Genomic DNA, 6,611 nt, shown 5'->3' with positions numbered 1-6,611 from the left:
ATCTGGGCTGCGGTTTCGGGGCGCTGTCGACGGTGGTGCTGCGTTCGCCCGCCGTGACGGCCCTGCGGCTGGTCGACATCGACCGGCGCGCGGTCGAGGCGGCGAAACGCAACGTCGAGGACGCGCGGGCCAGCTTCGACTGGGCCGATGTGCGGACGCTGGAGGCAGCGGGCGACCTGAACTTCATCGTCAGCAATCCGCCCTTCCACGACGGTGGAGACGAGGACCGGCGTCTGGGTCAGGCCTTCATCCGCAAGGCGGCCGAGATGCTGAAGAAGGGCGGAACGGCCTGGATCGTCGCCAACCGCCACCTGCCCTATGAGGCCGAACTGGACGCCGCTTTCAAGCGCGTGCGGATGGTGGTCGATCAGGGCGGCTACAAGATTTTCGAGGCGGTGAAGTGAGCGGTTTTCCTCACCGTCACCCTCGGGCTTGTCCCGAGGGTCCATATACGCTGACGGTTGACGGGCGCGTGCTGTCGGCGGCGTCGAGTCTCTGGATCCTCGGGTCAAGTCCGAGGATGACGGCGGGAGGAGAGGGCGCATGAGCAAGAAGATTCCCACCTCCCGCGTGGACAAGCTGCTGGGCTCGATGGGCTACGGCTCGCGGGCTGAGATGGCGCGGCTGGGCAAGGCGGGCGGCATTGTGCTGGACGGCGCCGACCTGACCGATGTGTCGAAGCGCATTCCGGTGACGCCCGACCTGCCGAGCCGCATGGAGATCGACGGCGAACCGCTGGACCCCGTGGCGGGTCTGGTGATCCTGTTGAACAAGCCGCTGGGCATGACCTGTTCGCACAAGGAGGACGGGGCGCTGGTCTATGACGTCCTGCCCGATCGGTGGAAGCGGCGCGACCCGGCGATCTCGACCATTGGGCGGCTGGACAAGCAGACGAGCGGCCTGCTGCTGCTGACGGACGACGGCGACCTGCTGCACCGGGTGATTTCGCCCAAGCGTCATGTGGCCAAGGTCTATCGTGCGACGCTGGCGCGACCGTTGAACGGGACGGAAGGGGCGCTGTTCGCTTCGGGCGAGCTGGTGCTGGAGGGGGAGGACAAGCCGCTGGCGCCCGCCGTGCTGGAGGTCGTCTCGCCGACCGAGGCCCTGCTGACGGTGACGGAGGGCCGTTATCATCAGGTGCGCCGGATGTTCGCGGCGGCGGGCAACCACGTCGAGGCCCTGCATCGCGAGCGGCTGGGCGGGTTGGTGCTGCCGGATGATCTGGCGCCAGGCGCGTGGCGGCTGCTGAATGAGGCAGAGATCGCTTCGATCTTCGTCTCTTAAACTCCGCTCATCTCGGCGGACGCCGGGATCCAGTGAGAGCCTCACGCGCCCTGTTTGCCGCCAAAGAACTGGGCCTCGGCGTCCGCCGGGGTGAGCGGGAGGTAGAGGGCTGGCGCTTGACCTGTCCTCCGCAGTCGCGCACCTCACCGCCATGACACTGACCAAGATTTGCGGCCTGACGACCCCGGATACGCTGGATGCGGCGCTGGAGGGCGGGGCGGCCTTTGTCGGGGCGGTGGTGTTTCCCAAGAGCCCGCGCCACATCCCGCCGCTGCACGCCGCCACCCTGTTCGACCGGGCGCGTGGAAGAGCGAAAGTGGTCGCCGTGCTGGTCGATCCTGACGACGCCCTGCTCAGCGAAGTCGCCCTGATCCTGCGGCCCGACCTGATCCAACTGCATGGTCATGAGACGCCGCAGCGCGCGGCGGAGGCCCGACGGCTGACGGGGGCGGGGATCATCAAGGCCCTGCCGATCCGGGACGAGGACGACTTCGCCCACGTCGCCGACTGGACCGGCGTCGCCGATCATCTGCTGTTCGACGCCAGGCCGCCGAAAGGCGCGGACCTGCCTGGCGGCGTGGGGGCGTCGTTCGACTGGGCGCTGATGCAGAACCGGGCGTTACCGGCAAACTGGTTCCTCGCGGGCGGGTTGGATCCGCAAAATCTCACCGAGGCCGTGCGGATTTCGGGGGCGCCGATGGTTGATGTCTCCTCTGGCGTTGAAAGCGCGCCGGGTGTTAAGGACCGGGCCCTGATCAAAGCTTTTCTGGACGCCGCATCGCGGTCCTGATTTCGTCGCCTTCCTCCCTGAAGATTTTCGTGTGCCGGATATCGTGAACGCCTCCCTGTCGAATTCCTACGCCTGGCCCGACGCCGAAGGGCGCTTCGGCCCCTATGGCGGCCGCTTCGTGCCCGAGACCCTGATGCCGCTGATCCACGAGCTGGACGCGGCCTATGCGGCGGCCAAGGCGGATCCCAGCTTCCAGGCCGAACTCGACGGCTATCTGGAGCACTACGTCGGCCGCGCCAGCCCGCTCTATTTCGCCGAGCGCCTGACCGAGCATTTCGGCGGGGCCAAGATCTGGCTGAAACGCGAGGATCTGAATCACACGGGCGCGCACAAGATCAACAACTGCATGGGCCAGATCCTGCTGGCCCGCCGCATGGGCAAGACGCGCATCATCGCCGAGACCGGCGCCGGTCAGCACGGGGTCGCCTCGGCCACCGTCTGCGCCCGCTTCGGCCTGCCCTGCACGGTCTATATGGGCGCCGTCGACGTGGCCCGGCAGCAGCCGAACGTCTTCCGCATGAAGCTGCTGGGCGCCGAGCTGAACCCGGTGACGGCCGGGGCGGCGACGCTGAAGGACGCCATGAACGAGGCGATGCGCGACTGGGTCACCAATGTCGCCGACACCTATTACATCATCGGCACGGCGGCGGGCCCGGCCCCCTATCCAGCCATGGTGCGCGACTTCCAGTCGGTGATCGGCAAGGAGATCAAGGCCCAGAGCCAGCGCCAGATCGGCCGTCTGCCCGACGCCGTCATGGCCTGCATCGGCGGCGGGTCGAACGCCATCGGCGCCATGCACCCCTTCATTCAGGACGAGAGCGTGCGCCTGATCGGGGTCGAGGCGGCGGGCCACGGCCTGGACACGCCCGAACACGCCGCCAGCCTGAAGGGCGGACGCTCGGGCGTGCTGCACGGCAACCGCACCTATCTGCTGCAGGATGACGACGGCCAGATCCTTGAGGGCCACTCCATTTCGGCGGGCCTCGACTATCCGGGCATTGGGCCGGAGCACGCCTGGCTGCACGATCTGGGCCGCGCCGAGTACCTGTCGGCGACCGATGATGAGGCGCTGGAGGCGTTCCGGGCGCTGTGCAAGCTGGAAGGCATTATTCCGGCGCTGGAGTCCTCGCACGCCTTGGCGCGTGCGGGCGAGGTTGCCAGGCAGATCGGCAAGGACGGCGATCTGGTGATCGTCCTGTCGGGCCGAGGCGACAAGGATATCAACACCGTGGCCCAGCACCTGGGCGTGGAGCTGTGATGATGAAGACCCTGCTGATCGCCGCCCTTGCCGCGGCCGTTTCGCCGACCCTGACCCTGGCGCAGAACACGGCGGCGCCGGCGCCCCAGACGTCTTCTGGCCAGGCTCCCGTGCAGACCGCGCCGACCATTCCGCCCGGTCCGGCGGCCACGGGGATGCCGGTCTTGCCGCCGGCGACGGAGGCGGCCGACTGCGGCGGCCTGCTGCGCACGACGGCCTTCTGCGTGACGGCGCAACTGGATCAGATCGGCGCCCTGGCCGACGCATACACCGAGCATCTGGCCACCTTGAACTGGCTGGCGGCCGACGGCGACGACAACCGCGTCATCTTCGTGCGTCGCCGCGACGGCGGCGGTTGCGACGGCCTGCAGATGGTCGCCTTCTACGACGAGTCCAAGCCCGCCGAGGCGACCGCGCCGGGCTATCTGGGTTTCGCCGTCATTCCGGGCGACGTCTGCACCGCAGCTCCTGCGAATCCGGCGGCGACGCCTTCGGGAGGTTCGGCTCAGTGACGACTGCACGCATCGACGCCCGCTTCGCCCGACTGAAGGCGGAAGGCCGGGCCGGTTTCGTCCCCTATGTCATGACCGGCGATCCCAGCCGGGACGAGGCGCTGGAGATTCTGAAAGGCCTGCCCGCAGCCGGCGCCGACCTGATCGAACTGGGTCTGGCCTTTTCCGATCCGATGGCCGAGGGGCCGCCGATCCAGCGCGCCGCCCTGCGCGGACTGAAGGCGGGGATGACCCTGCGCGGCACGCTCGATCTGGTGGCCGATTTCCGCAAGGCGGATCAGGACACGCCGCTGATCCTGATGGGCTATCTGAACCCGGTGGAGTCCTACGGCTATGAGGCCTTCGCCCGTGATGCGGCCGAGGCTGGGGTGGACGGCATTATCGTGGTCGACTGCCCGCCGGAAGAGGCGGCGCCTCTGCTGGCGGCTTTGAAGGCGGCCGATCTGTCGCTGATCCGCCTGGCCACGCCGACGTCCGACGACGCGCGGCTGAAGGTCATCGCCGAGGGCACGTCAGGCTTCGTCTATTACGTTTCGGTCGCCGGGGTGACCGGGGTGAAGGAGGCCGTGGCCGCTGAGGTGGCGCCCGCCGTCGAGCGCGTGCGCCGCGCGGCCGATCTGCCCGTCGCTGTCGGCTTCGGCGTGAAGACGCCGCAGCGCGCCGACGAGATCGCCCGCGTCGCCGACGCCGTGGTCGCCGGCTCGGTCTTCGTCGACGAGGTGGCCGCCGCGCTGGCGGCGAACGAACCGGCCGTTCCCCGCGTTCTGGCCAAGGTGAAGGCTCTGGCCGATGCGGTTCATGGCGCTCGCACTAGTGCTTCCGTGACGGAAACCGTTTAAAGGCCCCGCCCATGGTCGATAAAAATCCCGAGAACAAGGCTCGCGGCGGCTGGCTGTCGCGTTTCGCGCCCGGCGTGCGCAAGATCGTCAGCCCACGCGACACCCCGGACAATCTGTGGGTCAAGGATCCCGACACGGGCGAGATGCTGTTCCGCTCGGACCTGGAGGCGGCCCTGTGGGTCACGCCGTCGGGCCGTCACATGCGGATCAATGCGCCGACGCGCCTGAAGGCCACCTTCGACGACGGCCTGTTCGAGAGCATCGACACGCCGGACGTGCCGGAAGATCCGCTGAAGTTCTCGGACGGCAAGCCCTATCGCGACCGTCTGTCGGCGGCGCGCAAGGCGGCGGGCCGCAAGGACACCATGGCCATCGGCTACGGCCGCATCGGCGGGGCCCCCGCCGTGGTCATCGTTCAGGACTTCACCTTCATGGGCGGTTCGCTGGGCATGGCGGCGGGCGAGGCCTTCATCGCCGCTGCGCGTGAATCGGTGAAGCGCAACGTTCCCCTGGTCTGCTACACCGCCGCCGGCGGGGCGCGCATGCAGGAAGGCGCCCTCAGCCTGATGCAGATGGCCCGCACCACCCTGGCCGTTCAGGAAGTGAAGGCGGCCAAGCTGCCCTACGTCGTGGTGCTGACCGACCCGACCACGGGCGGGGTCACGGCTTCCTACGCCATGCTGGGCGACGTTCACCTGGCCGAGCCGGGCGCCCTGATCGGCTTCGCCGGCCCGCGCGTGATCGAGACCACCATCCGCGAGAAACTGCCGCCGGGCTTCCAGCGCGCCGAATACCTCAAGGACAAGGGCATGGTCGACAAGGTGGTGTCGCGCGGCGACCTGCCGACGACGCTGGGCCAGATCCTGTCCATGCTGATGGGCGGTACGGCCCAGAAGAAGGCTGCCTAACCGCAGGCTCTTTCCATGGACCCGATTTCGGAACGCCTGCGCGCCCGGCATCCCCAGCGCATCGACCTGTCGCTGGATCGGATGCGGGCCTTGTGCGAGGCACTCGGGAATCCGCAGGACAAGCTGCCGCCGGTCGTCCATGTCGCGGGCACCAACGGCAAGGGATCGACGGTCGCGCTGATCCGCGCCATCGCCGAGGCGGCGGGCCTGCGCGTCCATGCCTACACCTCGCCGCATCTGGTGCGCTTCAACGAGCGCATCCGGCTGGCCGGGACGCTGATCGAGGATGAGGCCCTGAACGCCATCCTCGACCGGGTCGAGGCGGCGATGGCCGAGACCGGGGGCGAGGCCACCGTGTTCGAAAGCACCACGGCGGCGGGCTTCCTGGCCATGAGTGAGACGCCCGCCGATCTGGCCATCATCGAGGTCGGCCTCGGCGGATCGCTGGATGCGACCAACGTCATCGACCGGCCGCTGCTGAGTGTCATCACCCCCGTCGATCTGGACCACGCCGAGTTTCTGGGCACGACCATAGAGGGCGTGGCGGGCGAGAAGGCGGGCATCCTCAAGGCGGGCGCACGCGGCGTCGTCGCGCGTCAGTCCGAGGCTGCCATGGCGGTGATCGAGCGCCGCGCGGCCGAGGTCGGCTCGCCCCTGACCGTCATGGGCGTGGACTTCGACGCCTGGGCCGAACGCGGGGGCCTCGTCTATCAGGATCAGGAGCGATTCCTGGACCTGCCCGCGCCCGCTCTGTCCGGCGCGCACCAGTTCGACAATGCGGGCGTGGCCATCGCCGCCGCGCTGGAGCTGGACCTGCCCGAAACCGCCATCGCCGAGGGACTAAAGGCCGTGCGCTGGCCCGCGCGGATGCAGCGACTGACCGCCGGCCCCTATGCCGACAAGGCCCAGAAGGCCGACGCCGAACTTTGGTTGGACGGCGGGCACAACCCGCACGCCGCCCGCGCCCTGGCCCGCGCCCTGGCCGACCGTCAGGCGCGCGCCCCGCGCCCCACCGCCCTG

At 68.9% G+C, this 6,611-nt stretch carries 8 protein-coding genes; all 8 read left to right on the top strand.

Features of this window, described 5'->3' with window-relative positions; translation table 11 throughout:
- Positions 1-404 (top strand): methyltransferase (locus RT567_RS12240; protein WP_313576605.1); only part of this gene is annotated, 404 nt, incomplete at its 5' end.
- Positions 405-543: 139 nt separating this feature from the next.
- Complete coding sequence (locus RT567_RS12235; RefSeq protein ID WP_313576604.1) at positions 544-1,284, top strand: pseudouridine synthase; 741 nt, start codon at positions 544-546, stop codon at positions 1,282-1,284.
- 151 nt (positions 1,285-1,435) lie between these two features.
- Positions 1,436-2,074, top strand: a complete 639-nt coding sequence (locus RT567_RS12230; RefSeq protein ID WP_313576603.1) for a phosphoribosylanthranilate isomerase — start codon at positions 1,436-1,438, stop codon at positions 2,072-2,074.
- 40 nt (positions 2,075-2,114) lie between these two features.
- Entirely contained in the window at positions 2,115-3,332 is a 1,218-nt protein-coding gene (gene trpB, locus RT567_RS12225; RefSeq protein WP_409516174.1) for a tryptophan synthase subunit beta, read from the top strand.
- Entirely contained in the window at positions 3,332-3,844 is a 513-nt protein-coding gene (locus RT567_RS12220) for a hypothetical protein (RefSeq protein ID WP_313576602.1), read from the top strand. The genes trpB and RT567_RS12220 overlap by 1 nt, the downstream gene beginning before the upstream one ends.
- A complete protein-coding gene (gene trpA, locus RT567_RS12215; RefSeq protein WP_313576601.1) occupies positions 3,841-4,683 on the top strand; it encodes a tryptophan synthase subunit alpha in 843 nt (280 codons plus the stop codon). Before RT567_RS12220 ends, trpA begins: the two co-directional genes overlap by 4 nt.
- An 11-nt stretch (positions 4,684-4,694) precedes the next feature.
- Positions 4,695-5,591, top strand: coding sequence for an acetyl-CoA carboxylase carboxyltransferase subunit beta (locus tag RT567_RS12210; protein WP_313576600.1), 897 nt, complete (start codon positions 4,695-4,697; stop codon positions 5,589-5,591).
- A gap of 15 nt (positions 5,592-5,606) precedes the next feature.
- Positions 5,607-6,611: folylpolyglutamate synthase/dihydrofolate synthase family protein (locus RT567_RS12205; protein WP_313576599.1), on the top strand; the 1,005-nt coding region annotated here is incomplete at its 3' end.

This window comes from Brevundimonas sp. (assembly GCF_032107865.1).
GTDB lineage: Bacteria > Pseudomonadota > Alphaproteobacteria > Caulobacterales > Caulobacteraceae > Brevundimonas.
The sequence above is the reverse complement of the archived record's forward strand: the minus strand, read 5'-3'. Positions and strand labels throughout refer to the sequence as shown.

What these genes read in the sequence shown, in the direction of transcription:
- RT567_RS12235 (WP_313576604.1), top strand. Translation starts at nt 544, where the DNA reads ATGAGCAAGAAGATTCCCACCTCCCGCGTGGACAAGCTGCTGGGCTCG.
- RT567_RS12230 (WP_313576603.1), top strand. Translation starts at nt 1,436, where the DNA reads ATGACACTGACCAAGATTTGCGGCCTGACGACCCCGGATACGCTGGAT.
- RT567_RS12220 (WP_313576602.1), top strand. Translation starts at nt 3,332, where the DNA reads ATGATGAAGACCCTGCTGATCGCCGCCCTTGCCGCGGCCGTTTCGCCG.
- RT567_RS12210 (WP_313576600.1), top strand. Translation starts at nt 4,695, where the DNA reads ATGGTCGATAAAAATCCCGAGAACAAGGCTCGCGGCGGCTGGCTGTCG.